Source organism: Dickeya oryzae, assembly GCF_009372235.1.
Taxonomy (GTDB): domain Bacteria; phylum Pseudomonadota; class Gammaproteobacteria; order Enterobacterales; family Enterobacteriaceae; genus Dickeya; species Dickeya oryzae.
The window spans coordinates 565,642-583,538 of record NZ_ML762920.1 but is presented as its reverse complement, the minus strand read 5'-3'; the positions used below and the strand labels follow the sequence as shown (position 1 = coordinate 583,538).

The 17,897-nt window shown below is 48.2% G+C and carries 14 protein-coding genes, 5 tRNA genes and 1 pseudogene; 10 read left to right on the top strand and 10 right to left on the bottom strand.

Annotated features, from left to right (window positions below):
• Positions 1-224: 224 nt before the first annotated feature.
• On the top strand, positions 225-1,835 hold the full coding sequence (locus FAZ14_RS02580; RefSeq protein WP_016941033.1) for a methyl-accepting chemotaxis protein: 1,611 nt from the start codon (positions 225-227) through the stop codon (positions 1,833-1,835).
• Here the strand turns inward: FAZ14_RS02580 and ggt are convergent.
• The 3 genes from ggt to FAZ14_RS02565 all read right to left on the bottom strand — a co-directional run bounded on the left by ggt (position 1,829) and on the right by FAZ14_RS02565 (position 5,671).
• Positions 1,829-3,592 carry a gamma-glutamyltransferase gene (ggt, locus tag FAZ14_RS02575; RefSeq protein ID WP_153507981.1) on the bottom strand — a complete coding sequence of 588 codons (1,764 nt, stop codon included), beginning with the start codon at positions 3,590-3,592 and terminating at the stop codon, positions 1,829-1,831. The genes FAZ14_RS02580 and ggt overlap by 7 nt on opposite strands.
• A 231-nt stretch (positions 3,593-3,823) precedes the next feature.
• Complete coding sequence (locus tag FAZ14_RS02570; RefSeq protein WP_029456306.1) at positions 3,824-5,086, bottom strand: glycosyltransferase; 1,263 nt, start codon at positions 5,084-5,086, stop codon at positions 3,824-3,826.
• A gap of 509 nt (positions 5,087-5,595) precedes the next feature.
• Positions 5,596-5,671: transfer RNA gene (locus FAZ14_RS02565), tRNA-Asn, on the bottom strand.
• A 384-nt stretch (positions 5,672-6,055) separates the two neighbouring features.
• Here FAZ14_RS02565 and FAZ14_RS02560 point away from each other — a divergent pair.
• Positions 6,056-6,322, top strand: a pseudogene (locus FAZ14_RS02560) (LysR family transcriptional regulator); the annotation flags it as partial.
• Positions 6,323-6,418: 96 nt separating this feature from the next.
• Here the strand turns inward: FAZ14_RS02560 and cycA are convergent.
• Positions 6,419-7,822 carry a D-serine/D-alanine/glycine transporter gene (gene cycA, locus FAZ14_RS02555; protein WP_016940986.1) on the bottom strand — a complete coding sequence of 468 codons (1,404 nt, stop codon included), beginning with the start codon at positions 7,820-7,822 and terminating at the stop codon, positions 6,419-6,421.
• 339 nt (positions 7,823-8,161) lie between these two features.
• Between cycA and FAZ14_RS02550 the strand changes: the two genes are divergently transcribed.
• Positions 8,162-8,237: transfer RNA gene (locus FAZ14_RS02550), tRNA-Lys, on the top strand.
• A gap of 292 nt (positions 8,238-8,529) precedes the next feature.
• Here the strand turns inward: FAZ14_RS02550 and FAZ14_RS02545 are convergent.
• Positions 8,530-8,754 (bottom strand): DUF2594 family protein, encoded by a 225-nt coding sequence (locus FAZ14_RS02545; protein WP_016940985.1) that lies wholly within the window; start codon positions 8,752-8,754, stop codon positions 8,530-8,532.
• Between the two features lie 643 nt (positions 8,755-9,397).
• Between FAZ14_RS02545 and uvrY the strand changes: the two genes are divergently transcribed.
• From uvrY to FAZ14_RS02515, 6 genes are all read left to right on the top strand, one after another.
• Positions 9,398-10,054, top strand: a complete 657-nt coding sequence (gene uvrY / locus FAZ14_RS02540; protein WP_020477017.1) for a UvrY/SirA/GacA family response regulator transcription factor — start codon at positions 9,398-9,400, stop codon at positions 10,052-10,054.
• Complete coding sequence (gene uvrC / locus FAZ14_RS02535) at positions 10,047-11,879, top strand: excinuclease ABC subunit UvrC (RefSeq protein WP_153507980.1); 1,833 nt, start codon at positions 10,047-10,049, stop codon at positions 11,877-11,879. Before uvrY ends, uvrC begins: the two co-directional genes overlap by 8 nt.
• Before the next feature lie 57 nt (positions 11,880-11,936).
• Positions 11,937-12,485: a CDP-diacylglycerol--glycerol-3-phosphate 3-phosphatidyltransferase gene (gene pgsA / locus FAZ14_RS02530; protein ID WP_016940982.1), complete on the top strand. Its 549-nt coding sequence runs from the start codon at positions 11,937-11,939 to the stop codon at positions 12,483-12,485.
• A 141-nt stretch (positions 12,486-12,626) separates the two neighbouring features.
• Positions 12,627-12,702: transfer RNA gene (locus FAZ14_RS02525), tRNA-Gly, on the top strand.
• A 28-nt stretch (positions 12,703-12,730) separates the two neighbouring features.
• Positions 12,731-12,804, top strand: a tRNA-Cys gene (locus tag FAZ14_RS02520).
• A gap of 8 nt (positions 12,805-12,812) precedes the next feature.
• Positions 12,813-12,899, top strand: a tRNA-Leu gene (locus tag FAZ14_RS02515).
• Between the two features lie 163 nt (positions 12,900-13,062).
• Here FAZ14_RS02515 and lysC read toward each other — a convergent pair.
• The 4 genes from lysC to FAZ14_RS02500 are packed head-to-tail and all read right to left on the bottom strand — an operon-like array spanning position 13,063 to position 14,446.
• Positions 13,063-13,332: an Rz1-like lysis system protein LysC gene (gene lysC / locus FAZ14_RS20250; RefSeq protein WP_235914461.1), complete on the bottom strand. Its 270-nt coding sequence runs from the start codon at positions 13,330-13,332 to the stop codon at positions 13,063-13,065.
• Positions 13,217-13,657 (bottom strand): Rz-like lysis system protein LysB, encoded by a 441-nt coding sequence (gene lysB, locus FAZ14_RS02510; RefSeq protein ID WP_016940940.1) that lies wholly within the window; start codon positions 13,655-13,657, stop codon positions 13,217-13,219. The genes lysC and lysB overlap by 116 nt, the downstream gene beginning before the upstream one ends.
• Positions 13,654-14,151 carry a glycoside hydrolase family 24 protein gene (locus FAZ14_RS02505; protein ID WP_420890229.1) on the bottom strand — a complete coding sequence of 166 codons (498 nt, stop codon included), beginning with the start codon at positions 14,149-14,151 and terminating at the stop codon, positions 13,654-13,656. The genes lysB and FAZ14_RS02505 overlap by 4 nt, the downstream gene beginning before the upstream one ends.
• A complete protein-coding gene (locus FAZ14_RS02500) occupies positions 14,135-14,446 on the bottom strand; it encodes a phage holin family protein (RefSeq protein WP_016940938.1) in 312 nt (103 codons plus the stop codon). The genes FAZ14_RS02505 and FAZ14_RS02500 overlap by 17 nt, the downstream gene beginning before the upstream one ends.
• 621 nt (positions 14,447-15,067) lie before the next feature.
• On the opposite strand from FAZ14_RS02500, the gene FAZ14_RS02495 reads away from it, so the two are divergent.
• Positions 15,068-16,345, top strand: a complete 1,278-nt coding sequence (locus FAZ14_RS02495; RefSeq protein ID WP_029456293.1) for a right-handed parallel beta-helix repeat-containing protein — start codon at positions 15,068-15,070, stop codon at positions 16,343-16,345.
• A 73-nt stretch (positions 16,346-16,418) separates the two neighbouring features.
• Here the strand turns inward: FAZ14_RS02495 and FAZ14_RS02490 are convergent, their stop codons facing one another.
• Positions 16,419-17,705 carry a cellulase family glycosylhydrolase gene (locus FAZ14_RS02490; RefSeq protein ID WP_038925746.1) on the bottom strand — a complete coding sequence of 429 codons (1,287 nt, stop codon included), beginning with the start codon at positions 17,703-17,705 and terminating at the stop codon, positions 16,419-16,421.
• Positions 17,706-17,897: the final 192 nt, after the last annotated feature.

Here is a 17,897-nt window from a genome sequence, read left to right as displayed (position 1 = left end):
AATGGCGATGCAGTTCTGCTTGTGAAATGCCATTTCATTCTATTTTATCCGTCGAGTACGAAAATTGATAACATTATGTTATTACAGGTTTTATATATAGTTCATCTCTTGTTTCCGCGTCACCCCGCAGAAAAACATTTTCCCGACCTGATAAGTACGGGATAGCCGTATGGTCAATGAAGACATAACAACAGACGACATTACACAGCACAGGCTTTGCAACAATGAAAATTTCGACACGATTATGGAGTTTCACCGGGATGCTATCGTTGGGCATCCTAATCATGGGCGCTATCGGCATGTTTACCGCCGAAAAGGCCAATCACTCGCTGAAGACCGTGTATGAAGACCGCACGGTGGTACTGGCCCAACTGGAAAAGATGGAATGGCTAATGCAGCGTAACCGGATATTACTGATGGATATGCTGTTATTACCGGACGCGACCAATAAACAACAACGCGTTGAAGAACTCAATCAGAATACGACCCGGATCGATCAGGTGTGGCGTGAGTACCGTGCGACATATTTGACGCCAGAGGAAACGCGTCTGGCGGATCAATTTGCTGAGAATTTGCAACGCTATAACCGCGAAGGGATACAGCCTACCGACTCGGCAATCCGTGCCGGACAAATGGAACAGGCAATACGTCTTTATGACAGCAAAGTCAGCCCACTGGAAAAACAAAACCATGCCGTACTCAGCCAACTGGTGACGTTGCAGGTTGATGTGGCCAAAGAGGAATACACCCAATCTGTGCAGCGTTACCAGTGGTTAAAAACACTGGCTATTCTGGCGGTGCTGGCCGGTATTAGCGGCGCGGTAGTATTTGGCTGGTTGATGGTGCGTGGCATCGTCCACAGTTTATTGCAGGCACAATCGGCTGCTGAAGCGGTTGCGAATGGCGATTTAACCTATCCGATCACCGTCCGTGGGCGTGATGAAATTACCGTCGTTCTCAATACGCTGTCGCATATGCAGGCCAGTCTGGGGAGTATTGTCACGCAGGTGCGTCATGGTGCTGAATCGGTGAGGATGGCCAGCGGTGAAATTGCGCACGGCAACCATGACTTGTCCGCACGTACGGAGTCCCAGGCTAGCGCGCTGGAGCAGACGGCCGCGTCGATGGAGCAGTTATCCGCGACAGTGAAACAGAATGCGGATAACGCCCGTCAGGCAAATCAACTGGCTCAGACGGCCAGTCACGTGGCGGAGCAGGGTGGAAGCGTAGTCACTCAGGTGGTCGAGACCATGCGGGAGATCAATGATAGCGCCCAACGTATCGCCGATATCATCAGTGTTATCGATAGCATTGCGTTTCAAACCAACATTCTGGCGCTGAATGCGGCGGTGGAAGCGGCCCGTGCCGGTGAACAAGGTCGAGGATTCTCGGTGGTGGCGGGTGAGGTGCGGGCGCTGGCACAGCGTAGCGCAGAGTCAGCCCGTGAGATTAAAGCGCTGATTTCCAGCAGTGTCGAACGTATCGAAAGCGGCAGTACACTGGCTGATAAAGCCGGTAGTACCATGCATGATGTGGTCAATAGCATCCGCCGGGTGACCGATATCATGGGCGAGATAAGCTCAGCCAGTCATGAACAAAGTAGTGGCGTATCGCAGATTGGCGATGCTGTTGTGAGCATGGAGCGTACTACCCAACAAAACGCGGCGCTGGTCGAAGAAATGGCGGCAGCAGCAGGAAGTTTGAGTGGTCAGGCGGAAGAACTGGTGCAGGCCGTAGGGGTCTTTCGACTTTCGGAGCGGGTGCCCGGCTCGGTACCGAACACCCGTAGTGTAGAACAAGCTACAGAGCAAGCCTGGTTACCGGGTTATCAGTAACCGATAGCGGCACCGGCGGGGCGACGTGAATCGTTAGCGCCGTACAGATACCCTTCACGGACTTTGCCAGACACGGCGGAGTCGTTGCCGGAGTTAGCAGGGATGACCCCTTCCACACCGGGCAGACCGACCATGATAAGCTCGGTGGCACCCCAGGGGGTCTGTTCCACCATCTTATAGCCGCGTTCTTTTAGCAGCTTGAGGGTATCGGCAGACAGGCCGCGTTGTTCGTAGTACACCTCATCGGGTAACCACTGGTGGTGGATGCGTGGTGCATCCACCGCTTCTTGCGGCAGCATGCCGAAATCGAGAATATTCAGCGCGCTTTGCAGCGTAATACTGATAATCCGCGACCCACCCGGCGAACCCAGTACCAGGAAGATTTTGCCGTCTTTAGTCACCAGTGACGGGCTCATGGATGACAGCGGGCGTTTACCCGGTGCAATGGCGTTGCGTTCTCCTTGTACCAGACCATACAGGTTCTTCTCACCGATTTTGACGGTGAAGTCATCCATCTCGTCGTTCAGGAAAAATCCGGTGCCGGGAGCGATAACGACCGCGCCGAAGCGACCATTCACCGTATAAGTGGTAGAGACGGCATTCCCCAGACTATCGACGATCGAGTAATGGGTGGTTTCCGGTTTTTCATGCGGCTCCATGCCGGGTTTGACCTGTTCAGACGGTGTGGCGTTGGTCTCGTCGATTTTTTTGCGGATTTGAGCCGCATAGTCTTTGCTCAACAGCCGCTCCGTGGGGTTTTTAACGAATGCCGGGTCACCCAGATAGGTGTTTCGGTCCATGTAAGCGTGTCGCATGGCTTCGGTCATCACATGGATAGCTTGCGCCGAGTTAAATCCCATACTTTTCAGGTCGTAGCCTTCGAGAATATTGAGCGTTTCACACATCGTGATCCCACCGGAGCTGGGCGGTGGTGATGAGATGAACTGATAACCGCGATAGCTACAGGTGATAGGTTTGGTTTCCGTTACCCGATAGTTGGCGAAATCAGCAGCCGTCAGGATACCCCCCCCTTTTTTGGCGGCTGTCTCGATAACCTGAGGAAGGGTACCATGGTAGAACGCATCAGGGCCTTTGTCGGATATCGCCTGTAATGTGTTGGCTAAGTCAGTCTGTATCAGTCGGTCGCCCGGTTGTAAGGCTGAGCCGTCCGGGCGCAGGAAAATGCGTGCGGACTCGGGGTCTTGTTTAAACCGTTTGACGGTCGTGTCGAGGATATCGGTATCACCGCGAGTCAAAATAAAGCCTTCCCGTGCCAGCTTGATAGCCGGTGCCATGACCTGCGCACGAGTCAGCTTGCCGTATTTTTCGCGGGCCGTTTCCAGCCCCAGTACCGTACCGGGAACACCCGCCGCCAGATAGCCATACAGACTGGCATCCTTTTTAACGTTGCCGTTCGCATCCAGATACATATTAGCGGACGCAGCGGCAGGTGCCGTTTCACGGAAATTGATAAACGTATCCTGACCATCCGCCAGATGGATTGTCATAAACCCACCACCGCCGATGTTGCCGCAGCAAGGATTAACGACTGCCTGTGCGTAGCCGACCGCTACCGCCGCATCAATGGCGTTTCCTCCCATTTTCAGAATATCGACACCGACTTGTGAGGCGAGGTGCTGTGAGGTGACCACCATACCGTTTTTCGCTTCCACTGCCGGTATGGAAACCGCGTGGACTGCACCACTGACCAGTAACGCCGTCAGACTTAACGGTAGCAGCCATTTTCCCGATGCCATAAAACCCCCCTTGTAACCGGATTGATGTTGTTGTCTTTACGTACCGTTGTGATTGTGTCTCTGTAATGCATGCCGCGTGCCATTTTAGCGCTGACACCATGACGTTTTCAGTGTAGCTGTGACGGCATGCAATACACGGAAAATCATCAGGAATGTTATCGATTTGTGATGTCATCGCCTGATGAGGTGTAAGTCCGAAGGTGTATCAGTAGAGCATGGCCCGAAGAGGGATTAACCTGGGGATGAATGGGACTTTGCGGTATGCCTGGCATAGGCATCGCATACCGTTGTGACAATTTGTTCACCGATAACCGGCCCGGGAAGGCACTGCTGGCGAATGTGCTGACAAGTTGCGGCGATCTCGGGGTCGTCCAGTAGCTGGCATAACGTATCGTCGAACCTGTCGATATCGTCGTCTTTAAGCCAGGTACCACACTTCATGGCCGTCACCCGACGTGCGTTGTCGAATTGATCGAAGGCACTGGGGATCACCAATTGAGGAATACCGGCGGCGAAGGATTGCGCTATCGTACCGATACCGCCGTGATGGATAACAGCGGCACACTGATGCAAATAGCGGTTCAGATTGATGTGGTGCTCGATACGAATACCGGTATCGTTTGCTAAGTCATCATTGGGCTTGCCAACGATTAAGCATTGATAACCACGTCGGCGGATTTTTTTTACCAGAGAAACCATCAATGCCTGTTTGCTATTGAGCGCCCAACTCGGCATAAACATTATGGTCGGCCCCTGTGCAATAAACCGCGCCAGAGAGTCATCCGCGTGGTTATCCAGCAGGTTAAACAACGGAAACCCTACCTGGCGGATATGTGGCGGCCAGTCTGGCAAGGGTGAGGCAAACCATTCCGGAAACAGACACAGTAACGTTGAGTCCGTACGATGTGCCCAGGAAGTCAGTACCCGTTCGATTTTCGGTAATCGCAGTTGATTTCTGAAGCTATTGATAAAAGGTGCCAGTGTTCTGTCAACCAGGTATTTCTCGGCGAGATGCAAAAACAGACGGCGCAGGCTAATCGGTAACCGACGTCCCCAGGCCAGTTGGCGGTGATAAGGCGGATCGTAACTGGAGATAAATGTTGATGGCGTGACGCGCACCGGGATAACACAGCAGCCGCGGGTTTCGCTGAACATTTTGGCGGAGAACGACCAGAGCGAGGTGAGGATGACTGAGGTGCTGTCGACCCACGGTTCCAGTGCGTCATAAGCGGCTTGTTGTTGGGCATTCATATACCTAACCATTTCATTGAATGCGGATTTTTGATTCCATAAGCGTTGTGAGTTAACGGCGCGTAAATATTCCTCACTGCTACCAACCGGGATAAACTGCAATCCTCTTTCTTTTGCCGTTTTTTCAAAATAAGGATTTGTGCAAAGGTAAACTTCCAGTCCGGCATTCTTTAATGCTTCGCCTATTATAATAAATGGATAAACATCTCCGGCAGATCCCAGCGTGGATAAAAATATCCTCATGATTCCCTCCTGTGTGCACCAGAATTCTCTGGTGTAATTTCATCCTTTTGATTTATTACGGTAATTAATGGCAGTGTGGAAAATAACGTATTAACTGGCATTCATTGCCTATTATTCCTTACCTGATGCATGTACGGCACTGAAGGTATGATGTCTTACCACTCTTTTTGCATAAGATCGTGATAGTCAACGTCGGCTGGCTGGTAGCGTGTTATCGCGAGTATAGGGGCGGGGATATAAGTCTGTACAGGTATTATTCCTGGTGTGGTTTGTTTATTTTGTATCGAACTTTATTCGAATAAGAAAATAAAATGAGCAGCGAAAAAATAACAATGATTGATTATCACAGTTTATTAGGCTGAACATTAACTACTATCTGACTTCATATCTGATTAATGCCTCCACGGTGACGAACCTGAACCTGACAGCATGGCAATGGTATTGCGGGGCACTGGGGCGTACAAAGAGAAACGCCTCGCAGTTCTTTATGAATTGCGAGGCGTTGAATTTGGCTCCTCTGACTGGACTCGAACCAGTGACATACGGATTAACAGTCCGCCGTTCTACCGACTGAACTACAGAGGAATCGCTAAGTGGTGTGGATGATAGCGGCAGCCTGAGTGCTTGTCAAAGCATGATAGCGCCGGGGATGACTGTTTGCTGAACTTATAATCAAATTATTGAAATTATTGCGGTAGTCGGCGTTTTTTACACCAGTCGATGGTCGACCTTGTTCAGGAATGCACTTTCAGATAGCAACGTTTGCACTATTTTAGTGCGGGTGGACTGAGCTATGGGTGGGCAGTAGCTCATGATTGGGGGAATTAGTATTGTTACTGTTGCGGCTGTCACCATTGCTTTTACTTATTTTTACGTGGGTTAAGCCACTGGAGCACTTTTTTTGATAATAGTGAAATGATCTGGCGCGTTTCTTGCTACTACCAAGCCGTAACTATTCAGGAGGTACACATGAATCTGAGACGGCTCAAATACTTTGTAAAAATCGTTGATATTGGCAGCCTGACCCAGGCCGCTGAAATGTTGCATATTGCGCAACCAGCGCTGAGCCAGCAAGTTGCCACGCTCGAAAGCGAAATGGAGAAGCAATTGCTGGTACGTAGTCGTCGTGGCGTAACGCCGACTGAAGCGGGCAAGATTCTGTATTCGCATGCACAAACTATTTTGAATCAGTGTGAACAAGCAAAGCACGCGGTGAACGGCGTACGACAAACAGTAAGTGTTTAATCGGATACGGTCAGCTATACCAGCAGGTGCAGCTGACCGTATTGAGTCACAGGCTGTTTTACACGCTATTTTTTTGGTGTCAGGGGGTTATGCCTGAGCCTGTATTCTACGTCGGCGAATAAGCTGATAGGCGATTGCCAACACCACAAACCATATGGGTGTCACCATCAATGCCTGCCGTGTATCCGGCTGTAGCGTCAGCAATACCAGTACGAAAGCAAAGAAAACCAGACAAACCCAACTCATTACTATACCGCATGGCATTTTGTATGAAGAGGTGTGGTGTAACTGTGGGCGATGCCGACGGTACGCCAGATAAGAGCACAGGATAATGCTCCATATGAACATGAACAGAATAGCGGAGACGGTCGTCACCAGTGTAAACGCCGTCATGACGTTGGGAATTAAATAGATCAGCACCACACCGGAAAGCAGGCACAGGCATGAAAAGAGCAGGCCTGCCGAAGGCACGGCGCGTTTAGATAGTTGGCCAAAGCGTGCCGGGGCGTCCCCTTGTCTGGCCAACCCAAACAGCATGCGGCTGGTGGAGAAAACCCCGCTATTGGCAGAAGACGCTGCGGATGTCAGTACCACAAAGTTAATGACGCTTGCCGCCGCCGGTAACCCTACCAGGACAAACATTTCAACAAACGGACTGCGATCCGCCGCAATATGACTCCATGGCGTTACGGACATAATCATGATGAGCGCAAAGACGTAGAACATGATGATACGTATGGGGATGGCGTTAATAGCGCGTGGCAATACGACATTAGGGTTTTTGGTTTCCGCCGCAGTGGTGCCGACCAGCTCTATACCAACAAAGGCAAAGACCGCGATTTGAAAACCGGCGAAAAAGCCACTGAGCCCTTTAGGAAAAAATCCTCCGTCCTGCCACAGATTGCTCACGGATGCGACCGCACCAGAAGGTGAGGTGAAATGCATGATAACCAGTCCTGCACCGATCACGATGAGTGCGACGATAGCGACTATCTTAATCATGGCGAACCAGAACTCCATTTCGCCAAACAGCTTAACGGTGGCCAGGTTTAACGTCAGGAGCAGCAACACACAAAGCAGTGAGCTAATCCATTGTGATAAATCCGGCAGCCAGAATTGTGCATAGGCACTGATGGCGACGACATCGGCAATACCGGTTACCACCCAGCAAAACCAATATGTCCAGCCGGTAAAAAATCCGGCCCACGGTCCGAGCAAATCGGCGGCGAAATCACTAAATGACTTGTAATTAAGGTCAGAGAGCAGCAGTTCCCCCATCGCACGCATAACAAAAAACAGCATGAAACCGATGATCATATAAACAAAGATGATCGATGGGCCTGCAAGACTGATCGTTTTTCCCGAACCCATGAATAGGCCGGTGCCAATAGCGCCACCGATGGCAATTAACTGGATATGGCGGTTGGTAAGATTGCGCCGCAGGTCGCTATGCCCGGTGTTATCCGGGGAGTGAGGCGTTTGTTCTGTCATTTGTTGTAGTTTCCGGATCCTGTCTGTCGTGATAAAGGGGAGAACGAATCACCCTCAAGTGATAAGAAATCAGAATGATTAATAATAACACGGTATTCATCTGATGATGAGTTGAGAACATCGCGCCTGCTCATCGGGTAAAGCCGTATCCGGTGAATGATAGGAAGCGATACCCATCTATTTGCATCGGGTTGCAACACGGGGAAGTCAATCGGAAGGGGAAACAGGAAGGGAAAATAGTGATGTGTTACAAGGTGTTCGTTGAATAGGCTGTGGTTGAAAAAAGTAGGATGAACTATTTGACAGACGGCGTTAAGAGGAGAATAATCCGTCCCCGTTGGGTCGTTAGCTCAGTTGGTAGAGCAGTTGACTCTTAATCAATTGGTCATAGGTTCGAGCCCTATACGACCCACCAACACTTCCTTTCATAAGCATGATTAGCAGCTCATACCAATATGCGTGATATTTAATTACTAAGGTGATTTCTTTTTTCGCTTTTTTTCATTTGGAAAATTTCACTTTAAATAAAGTCGGCTAAATGCAGGTCCGGCGTCTACTCAATAAATTCTATTTTTTTCTGCGAAATATAAGACATCTTGTCAATATTTGTGTATTGCTATTTCTGTCTCTGTTTTTTTATTAATCAGGCAAGCATGATTTATACCCATCGAACAATTGTGGCTATAAGCTTGTTCGATGGGATTTGATTAGCGACGGTAGACTGTTTTGATTTGCTTAATCGTTGTATTGAATATCTCAGCCTGGGTGGGGTCTTCCAGTTGAGCCGCGTATTTCTCCATGTTAACGATCACTTTCCCAGCGTCAGCCTGACCGATGGATTTCAGCATCAACGTCATCAGTACTTTCAGACAGCTCACTTCATGAGCCAGTGTTTCTGGTATAGAAGCTGTCGGGAAGTCGTTGTTATTCATAGAATCTCCTTTGGCAAACGGAAGTCGGCGCACGGCTCCTGAAGGGGTCTACACGCTATGCTTGCCGACGATATAACAAAAATTGAGCTTACTATACCATAGATGACAATCTGTCTGGCGAGGAAAATAATCCTGTCAGGCGGTGAAGTTGTATTGTTTTTATCTGTTTATGCCACATTTTTCCTATATTTTGTTAACGTATTTTTTGGCTTTTAAATGCGTTCGATTAGAAACATTGCAACTTTTATATGGATATTTTGGGGAAGGTGTATTATTTGTAGTAAACAGTCGGTGCAACAACGTGACAGGGCGGTTACAATGATGGGAAAAAGTCGTCGTGTGACTGATTGCCTACAATCGTAAAACTTGATAATCTCTTGATTGTATTTATTTTTTGAAATTTTTAGGCGGTGATACCGTCTGTTTCTCTAAAAAAACCAGGTTTGAAATATGAATACTGTGATGGTGGAGAGTTCCTTGCCTGATACGCACTCGGTATCATTCAGGAGCTTAAACAATAATACCACATAGTAGAATAAAAAATACACTTTTAATTAAAAAGTGTATTCATTTTTTCTAAACCATGTAGTACCACCTGCAACAAACGCGTCTGTAAGTGTTACTCTTTTTGGAGAATTGTTCTTTGATTAGCGTTTTTCTTGTTGATGACCATGAACTGGTGCGAGCAGGGATGCGGCGCATTCTTGACGATATCAAAGGCCTCAAGGTTGTTGGTGAGGCGCAGCGCGGTGAAGATGCGGTCAGATGGTGCCGTAATAATAGTGTGGATGTTGTGCTGATGGACATGAACATGCCAGGAATAGACGGTCTTGAGGCAACGCGCAAAATTGTGCGATTTTCCCCTGAAATTAAAGTTATAATGCTAACGATTTACACAGAGAACCCCTTGCCAGCTAAGGTGATGCAGGCAGGTGCCGCGGGTTATCTCAGTAAAGGGGCAACCCCGGAAGAGGTGATTTGCGCCATTCGCTCTGTGCATGCCGGTAAGCGATATATTGCGTCGGACATTGCTCAGCAGATGGCATTAAGCCAGTTGGAGCCGCAGACGGAAACACCGCTGGAGTGCTTGTCTGAGCGTGAATTGCAGATCATGATAATGATCACGAAAGGGCAGAAGGTGACGGAGATCTCTGATCAACTCAATCTTAGCCCGAAGACAGTCAACAGTTATCGCTATCGAATGTTCAGTAAATTGAATATTAATGGCGATGTAGAGCTGACGCATCTGGCGATTCGTCATGGGCTCTTTAATGCGGAGACATTGATTAGTAGTGACTGAGTGTTTTGATGCCCAGGCTTTTCTGAAGACCGTAACCAGTCAGCCTGGGGTTTACCGTATGTATGATGCCAGTGACACGGTTATCTATGTCGGTAAAGCTAAGGACCTGAAAAAACGTCTTTCCAGTTACTTTCGTACTCATGTTGCCAGCCGCAAAACAGAGGCTTTGGTAAAAAGTATCCGTCAGATTGATGTGACGATCACGCATACTGAAACCGAAGCCTTGTTGCTTGAGCACAACTACATCAAGCGTTATCAGCCGCGTTATAACGTGTTACTGCGCGACGATAAATCCTACCCCATGATTTTCCTCAGCGGGGATACACATCCCCGGCTGTCTGTCCATCGAGGCGCTAAACATGCCAAAGGCGAGTACTTTGGCCCGTTTCCCAATGGGAATGCGGTTCGTGAAACACTGATGCTACTGCAAAAGTTATTTCCCATTCGGCAATGTGAAAATAGCGTGTACCGCAATCGCTCGCGTCCCTGCCTGCAATATCAGATTGGCCGCTGTCTGGGGCCGTGCGTTAGCGGCCTGGTTAGCGAAGAGGAATACCAACAGCAGGTCGATTATGTTCGTCTGTTTCTGTCAGGTAAGGATCAGCAGGTATTAACCCGTCTGATTGAACGAATGGAAGCGGCCAGCCATGCACTGAAGTTTGAGGAAGCCGCTCGTATTCGTGATCAGATTCAGGCTGTACGCCGTGTCACCGAAAAACAATTTGTCTCTGGCGATGGAGATGACCTTGATGTCATCGGTGTGGCGTTCGATGCCGGTATGGCGTGTGTACATGTGCTCTTTATTCGTCAGGGCAAAATACTGGGGAGTCGGAGTTATTTCCCGAAGGTTCCTGGAGGCACAGAACTGGCAGAAGTGGTACAGACCTTTGTTGGCCAGTTCTATTTGCAAGGGAGCGTTTCTCGTACCTTGCCGTCTGACATCCTGCTGGACTTTTCCCTACCCGAGAATCAGTTGCTGGCTGAGTCTCTGACCGAGCAAGCGGGCCGAAAAATTCAGATTCAAACCCGACCTCGCGGCAACCGGGCGCGTTATCTCAAACTGGCTCGCACGAATGCGCACACTGCATTGACAACGAAGCTGTCACAGCAGTCGACAATTCAGCAACGTCTGACGGCGCTGGCCTCTGTGCTTGGGATCGAAAAAATCAACCGCATGGAGTGCTTCGATATCAGTCATACCATGGGCGAGCAGACAGTGGCCTCCTGTGTCGTATTCAATGCGGAGGGCCCGCTACGTTCGGAGTATCGACGCTACAATATTACGGGTATTACACCAGGTGATGACTATGCGGCGATGAATCAGGTACTCCGGCGGCGATACGATAAAGCAATTGATGAAAGCAAGATTCCTGATGTGATCGTCATTGATGGCGGTAAAGGGCAATTGGCGCAGGCCAGGGATGTTTTTGCGTCATTGCATGTGACCTGGGATACCTCTCGCCCTGTGCTGCTTGGCGTTGCGAAAGGCAGTGATCGTAAAGCCGGTCTGGAAACACTGTTCTTTGAAGCGACGGGTGAGGGTATCGCTTTACCGTCTGATTCGCCAGCATTGCACGTGATTCAGCATATTCGTGATGATTCGCATAATCATGCTATCAGTGGTCACCGTAAACAGCGTGCTAAAGTCAAAAGTACCAGTTCGCTGGAAACGATTGAGGGGGTTGGGCCAAAGCGTCGTCAAATGTTACTAAAATACATGGGCGGATTGCAGCCATTGATGAATGCCAGTGTGGAAGACATTGCCAATGTGCCGGGAATTTCGCATGCGTTGGCAGAAAAAATCTTTCATGCATTGAAACACTAGAGGCAATGTAGCAACATAACCCTATTATCTTTCGGGCCAGACAGTTACCCAGACGCTATGCGATTTAATATACCAACGTGGCTTACCCTGTTTCGTGTTGTGCTAATCCCATTCTTTGTACTGGCGTTTTATCTGCCATTTAGCTGGGCACCAATGGTATGCGCTGGCATCTTTGTTTTTGCCGCGGTAACCGACTGGTTTGATGGTTTCCTTGCCCGTCTATGGAAGCAAACCACGCGTTTCGGCGCCTTTCTGGATCCGGTAGCTGACAAGGTGATGGTGGCGGTGGCCCTGGTGCTGGTCTGCGAGCACTACCATTCCTGGTGGATTACGTTGCCTGCTGCGACGATGATTGCGCGTGAGATCATCATTTCCGCCTTGCGTGAGTGGATGGCAGAGCTGGGTAAACGCAGCAGTGTGGCGGTTTCCTGGATTGGCAAAATTAAAACTACTGCGCAGATGGTCTCGTTGGTCGGTTTACTGTGGCGGCCAGAGCCTATGGTTGAGGCGGCGGGCGTCGTGGCTCTGTATGTGGCGGCGGTATTAACGTTCTGGTCAATGTTCCAGTATTTGAGCGCAGCCTGGCGTGATTTGCTTGAACATTGATCGCCTCGCCTTAAAAAACAGCAAACGGTTCTGGTGAGGTGATAATTTTATTGACTCACTGCGTCAGGTAAGTAGAATGCACCGCATCGACAGCAACACAGTTTATTGAAATTACTTAATAAACAATATGTTCTGTAGAATGCGGGAATAGCTCAGTTGGTAGAGCACGACCTTGCCAAGGTCGGGGTCGCGAGTTCGAGTCTCGTTTCCCGCTCCAAGTTAGTTGAGTAGTAGCGTTACAATGGGGCGCGTTGGCAGAGTGGCCATGCAGCGGATTGCAAATCCGTCCACCTCGGTTCGACTCCGGGACGCGCCTCCAAATTCTGAGCCCAGATGGTGGAATCGGTAGACACAAGGGATTTAAAATCCCTCGGCGTTCGCGCTGTGCGGGTTCAAGTCCCGCTCTGGGCACCATGCGATAACGTCTTGTAATATAAGAAAATGATTAAAAGAACATGACCGCCACAAGGCGGTTTTTTTGTGCCTGTAATTTGGCAAGTGGCGACAAAATGGCGGCATCCGCTTTTCAGATACAAAAAAGGTGGCCTTCAATCAGCCACCTAACAATGGAGCTTTACTACGGCTCTTTCGGTGCCTTGGCCCATTGAACCGTGTGTAGCGTCGCGGAGGCATCTGCAGCATTGCTTTTTGCCTGGCACTCGATGATTGCGTCCACCTGGTCGGCACAGGTTGCCAGTGCGGCTTCAGTCTCATCCAGTTGAGTGTTTAATTCACCGTTGGTTTGTGGGTTGGCGGGTGGAAACCGGCAGGGAGTCAGTCTGGGACAACCATTCACGGTAAGCACGACCACCTGAGAGGGCGGGGCGCTGGCGCAACCGGATAATATCAGCAGGCAGCTCAGAATCAGCCCAGCGTTTAAGCGCTTCATTTTCATGTTGTAATCTCACTATCATTTTTTGTCTCTCGGAAAGAGCAACCTGGGTGTCTGCGGCCATATCGCGTAAACGTGCCTGCTCAATGTTGCTACGTTCAGCCTGCTCAGACAGAGCTGTTAACTGGCTAGATTTTTCATTCAGTGCTGTTTGTTGCAACGACAGTGTTTGTGCCTGCTGCTCTGTCAACTGCCGGTTGGTGTGCAGCCGCCAGGACTGCACACCGATTCCAGCGCTAAGTAGCATTATGATGGCAGCAATGATCATGCTGCTTTTCATGCCAGTTCTCCTCCTGCTTGCTGATAGGCGGTAAGGAGGCGGTCTATACTATGTTCGCGTTGGCCATAGCCAGCCCCTGGTAATGAAGCCCAGATGTTGCTACACCGAGTGATGGCGCTGGCGACCTGTCCCTGCGCGATGTCGTCGAGAGCACGCTGTTCCCTGATTAACTGAATAGCCAGCGTATCTTGTGAATCGGGCCCGAAATCCGGCAGCTTTAACAGCGCCTTGTATGCCGGCCAGTAGCGGTAGAGCTGTTGATAGCGCCCAGCTGCAGTAGAGCGTTGCCCTTGTTTGTTGAAGATTTTTCCCGGGCGGCCGTTAGCAAACGGATGATCATGGTAGTCGGTGAAGATCTCCGGTTTACCATCAATGCCGGTAACAATGACATCGTAGCCGCGATTACGAGTAAGTGGGTGTGTTGCGGTCCCTTCGGAAAATGCCAACATATCCAGAAATGCGGTCAGATTGGGTGAGTTAGTGGGCATCGTCATTTTCCTCCGGTTTGGTCTGTTCGCTCAGTTGTTGAACACGGCGTTGAATAAGCAATTCAATCGCCTGGTAACCGGCGATGCCAAGTGCTGCGCCAATGCCGTTAATGGCAACCGGTGACAGGTCGGGGAATTGAACCAGTGCGATACCCGCCATCATCGAGACGAATCCTCCCAGCATCACACGCCCTACGAACAGTCGGAGTGTAATGGGTTTGCTGCTTGCCAGTACTTTGCCGACGGCAATCAGCGTGCCGATAATAAATAGGGAGACAATGCTTTTATCAGTTTCATTCATGTGTAAGTCCAGTCGTTGGTGTTGGAAGTGGAGCAATAAAGCAACAGAGATAACGGCGTGTTTTTACGAGTTGTCTCGTGGTATACGCCCGCTATTAAACCAACTGGTACAAGGTGATGGCAGCGATGGGTGATGGTTCAGTTATCAGCAAACAGAATGTTGCCGACTGCGCTATTTCTCATTTTTGAATTCATATACTAATAACGATATTTTTATTTAGGTGAGTGAGGAATGGCTAAAAATGTATTATCTCTGTTATTTTATGATGTAATGTCATTTTTTAGGGGGATAAATTTCTTTGGTGGTTGAGTATCATCATGGGTTTCTTTATCTTCATATCGCCTAAAGAGAGTATACTCACCTCACCCCAATATGCAGGATGCTATGTATTCAACACAACCTTTGCTCATGGATAGTCGAAGGAATATCATTTTCTTTCAACATGATATTTACCGAGCCAGGTTGCTTAACTTTGACGGGGCTGATTCATTCAGTCATCAATACCGCTATTGATGTCGGATAGATAGCGCAATAACGATTTATTTTCCTGATAGCATGGTTTGGTGTAGGCATCTTGGGGCTAATGGATAAATGATTTTTACAACATAAATGGGGCAAGAGATGAAGTATTTAAACTGTTTCATCAGTACCGGGTTGGCAGCATTCTTTTTGGTAAATAGTACCTCTGCTCTGGCCGCAGATTGTAGTTCTGATCTCACCAGTGGAGTTAGCACTAAACGTATTTATTACGTTGCACCTAATGGTAATAGTAGCAATGATGGCAATAGCTTTAATTCTCCAATGAGTTTTTCTGCTGCGATGGCTGTGGTTAACCCAGGTGAGCTGATTCTTCTCAAGCCCGGGACGTATACTATTCCCTATAGCCAGGGGAAAGGTAATACCATTACGTTTAATAAATCAGGAAAAGAAGGATCACCAATTTATGTAGCGGCGGCTAATTGTGGTCGCGCCGTATTTGATTTTTCATTTCCAGACAGTCAATGGGTACAGGCATCATACGGATTCTATGTGACGGGGGATTATTGGTATTTCAAAGGTGTTGAGGTAACACGGGCTGGTTATCAGGGTGCCTATGTCATCGGTAGCCATAATACCTTTGAAAACTCTGCGTTCCATCATAATCGTAATACTGGTCTTGAGATCAATAATGGTGGTGCATACAATACCGTTATTAACTCAGACGCTTACCGCAATTATGATCCTAAAAAGAATGGTAGCATGGCCGATGGTTTTGGTCCGAAGCAGAAGCAAGGTCCAGGTAACCGCTTTATTGGTTGTCGGGCCTGGGAAAACTCAGATGATGGGTTTGACTTATTTGATAGCCCACAAAAGGTAGTGATTGAGAATAGCTGGGCTTTCCGTAATGGAATCAACTATTGGAGTGACAGCGCATTCGCTGGTAATGGTAATGGATTTAAACTGGGTGGTAATAAGGCGGTTGGTAATCACCAAATTACTCGCTCTGTTGCATTTGGCAATGTAAGTAAAGGGTTTGATCAGAACAATAATGCTGGTGGTGTGACGGTAATAAATAATACGTCATATAAAAACGGCATTAACTATGGATTTGGTAACAATCTACAGTCAGGGCAGAAGCACTATTTTCGTAACAATATTTCAGTGGCTGGTTCGGTAACGGTAAGCAATGCGGATGCAAAATCCAACTCGTGGGATACAGGGCCAGCAGCCTCCGAGTCTGATTTCGTTAGCCTGGATACCTCGCTGGCTACGGTAACACGTGATACCGATGGAACATTACCGGAAACATCATTGTTTCGTCTGTCGGCTAATTCAAAGTTGATCAATGCCGGTACGAAGGAGAGCAATATTAGTTATTCAGGAAGTGCACCGGATCTTGGCGCGTTTGAACGTAATTAATCAAACGACATGTGCATCAGGGCTGCAATGCGCAGCCCTGTTTCTATATTTAAATCAATGCATTGTAACCGGTCTAGTTACAACTGCCCACCAACGCCCAGGATGCATCGCTGCCTGGAACGGATGTCGTATACCAGTTAGCGGTGTAGAGGCTGCCTTTATAAACAATCGACTGACCCGCTTCGTTATGATCAGCTTGGCCACCAGCCCAGTCTTTACTGACCCAGTTGGGGTAAATATTAACATTGGCACAATTAGTCGTAGCCGATGAATCAGGTGTGTTAGCACTGTTGCTGTCAATGTCGGTTGAGATATCGTCGGAGGATTCAGATTCAGCCATCGCTCTGGCTGCATTACTGGTTTTATAAGGCCAGCTTTGAATGATTGATTTTACTTTCTTACCTGATTCAGTCAGATTTTTAGAGTCAGGGTAATAGGTGGAAGCCCCTTCATTTTTATCATTCAATGCCCAGTTCGCGTTGCTGATATTGTTATCACGCATAAACGTGACCCAGGCATCTGTCTCTGAATAATTCACTCCGCCATTTCCATCTGCATTAACGCTACCCCACTCGGTAACAAAAAGCGCAATACCGTTATTTATCGCTTGTCGTGCCTTATTTCGCAATGACTCGCCATGCGTTCCCGCATAGAAATGCAGTGTATAAGCAATATTGTTGGCATTGATGGGATCTCGTGATGCTTCATCAACGTTTTGCGACCAACTAGGGGTGCCAACAATAATGAGATTATCTGGGTCAATAGCGCGGATCGCAGAAATGACGGCTTCCGCATACGGTTTTATGGTATAGCTCCATGATACCTGGAGTGGTTCGTTATAGATTTCATAAATCACATTGGGCTTATTACCATATTTCCTGGCCATCTCCTGAAAGAAACTTATAGCTTCACTACGATTATTTTCTGCTGAATGCGAGTGCCAGTCGATGATGACATACATGTCGTTGGCAATCGCTGCATTCACGACCTTTTCAACCCTGGCTTTGTTATTGGTCGGGTCCTGAAGATAACCACCGTACTCCTGTACACCCATTGCTGCGCGAACAATGCTGGATTTCCAGTCTTTCTTAAGCGAGGCAACCGTCTCTGCCGTATAGAATTTCTCCGCATTCCATCCGGTATTACTCCAGAATAAGCTATTACCGGAAAAACTTCTGACTTTTCCTCCTGCATAGATTTTACTTCCACTGACAGACAATGGTTCAACACTTGCCCATGTATTAGTGGACATGAAAATAAGACTTAAACCTAAACAGCCACAGGAAAAGAACATTTTTTGACGAAAGCTGTGTTCTTTTTTATTGATGGTGGCGTTGTTTTTCGAATCAAATAGAGGCATGAATGAATCTCCATTTCAGATGGTTATATTTTAGGTTGAGTGATAAATAGAATGCGCAATATTGACATCCTATCAATTGAAGTCTTTATCCATATCGGTGTATGAAATATGATGAAAGACACTATAATGTTATAGTTGGTTTCTCCAGTAGTTCCAGTTTTCTTGGCTGTGTGAATATTTTAATCTAAAATT

Coding starts and splice junctions, on each gene's coding strand:
- FAZ14_RS02545 (WP_016940985.1), bottom strand. CDS start 8,754: ATGAATAACAACGACTTCCCGACAGCTTCTATACCAGAAACACTGGCT.
- FAZ14_RS02580 (WP_016941033.1), top strand. CDS start 225: ATGAAAATTTCGACACGATTATGGAGTTTCACCGGGATGCTATCGTTG.
- ggt (WP_153507981.1), bottom strand. CDS start 3,592: ATGGCATCGGGAAAATGGCTGCTACCGTTAAGTCTGACGGCGTTACTG.
- cycA (WP_016940986.1), bottom strand. CDS start 7,822: ATGACAGAACAAACGCCTCACTCCCCGGATAACACCGGGCATAGCGAC.
- FAZ14_RS02500 (WP_016940938.1), bottom strand. CDS start 14,446: ATGAATGAAACTGATAAAAGCATTGTCTCCCTATTTATTATCGGCACG.
- FAZ14_RS02505 (WP_420890229.1), bottom strand. CDS start 14,151: ATGACGATGCCCACTAACTCACCCAATCTGACCGCATTTCTGGATATG.
- FAZ14_RS02490 (WP_038925746.1), bottom strand. CDS start 17,705: ATGCCTCTATTTGATTCGAAAAACAACGCCACCATCAATAAAAAAGAA.
- pgsA (WP_016940982.1), top strand. CDS start 11,937: ATGCGATTTAATATACCAACGTGGCTTACCCTGTTTCGTGTTGTGCTA.
- lysB (WP_016940940.1), bottom strand. CDS start 13,657: ATGAAAAGCAGCATGATCATTGCTGCCATCATAATGCTACTTAGCGCT.
- FAZ14_RS02495 (WP_029456293.1), top strand. CDS start 15,068: ATGAAGTATTTAAACTGTTTCATCAGTACCGGGTTGGCAGCATTCTTT.
- FAZ14_RS02570 (WP_029456306.1), bottom strand. CDS start 5,086: ATGAGGATATTTTTATCCACGCTGGGATCTGCCGGAGATGTTTATCCA.